The following is a 414-nucleotide window of genomic DNA, read 5'->3' as shown; positions in this document are numbered from 1 at the left end:
CACATGATTCATTCCCTGGATGCGTGTTTGCAGCATGTAACTATCGTCCGATTTGGATTGGCCAAACTGATACTGGTATGTATTTTGCCAGCCAGGAAGATATGTTACCGACCCGCGCTATTAAGAAGATGCTGAAGCCTTACTCATGTAGTGTGGTTACAGCTACAGATGTACAAAATGAAGTTGATCTTATTCCAAATAAGCAGACTCAACGTGCGTTAGTTGTCGCCAGTGGTGGTATGGACAGCACGGTAGCAGCTCAGATGTGCAAGTCCAATGGTTTAGATGTCACTCTCATTAACTTCCAGTATGGTTGTCGTGCAGAAACTAATGAGTTAAAGGCTATTCGTAAGATTGCGGAAGTGATGGAAGTTCCATTAGTTGAGTTCCCAATTCCAATCTACGATAAGAAAG

At 43.0% G+C, this 414-nt stretch carries 1 protein-coding gene; it reads left to right on the top strand.

The window, feature by feature from the left end:
• Positions 1–77: 77 nt before the first annotated feature.
• Positions 78–414: 7-cyano-7-deazaguanine synthase (locus tag Y882_RS19790; protein ID WP_211259252.1), on the top strand; the 337-nt coding region annotated here is incomplete at its 3' end.

Origin of the sequence: Dyella japonica DSM 16301 (assembly GCF_001010355.1) — a bacterium.
Classification (GTDB): Bacteria; Pseudomonadota; Gammaproteobacteria; order Xanthomonadales; family Rhodanobacteraceae; genus Dyella; species Dyella japonica.
This window is presented reverse-complemented; position numbering and strand designations above follow the sequence as displayed.